1 protein-coding gene is annotated in these 255 nt (G+C 68.2%); it reads right to left on the reverse strand.

Features of this window, described 5'->3' with window-relative positions; translation table 11 throughout:
* The coding region (locus tag AN233_RS16910) for a TRIC cation channel family protein (protein ID WP_141654140.1) at positions 1 to 139 on the reverse strand (139 nt) is incomplete at its 3' end.
* Positions 140 to 255 lie beyond the last annotated feature (116 nt).

Genomic DNA, 255 nt, shown 5'->3' on the forward strand with positions numbered 1-255 from the left:
TGACCAACAGGTCGCGGGTCGTCCCGCCGGCGAACGCCATCGCCAGACCGACGATCGCGATCCCGAGCAGGTCGTACTCCTCGCGGACGGCTTTCGAGGCGCCGACGAACGCGAACGCCACGAGCCCGACCGCGTTCATGACCGCGAAGGGGTCGCGAACGGCGGCGACGAACTGCTCCGTAAGCACGGGAGAAGCTACGAGGAGCGCGCTGTTGAGTCCATCGGCTCCGACAAGCACGTCCCGAAGCCGCCACC

The sequence above is a fragment of the Haloparvum sedimenti genome, from assembly GCF_001462205.1.
Lineage (GTDB): Archaea > Halobacteriota > Halobacteria > Halobacteriales > Haloferacaceae > Haloparvum > Haloparvum sedimenti.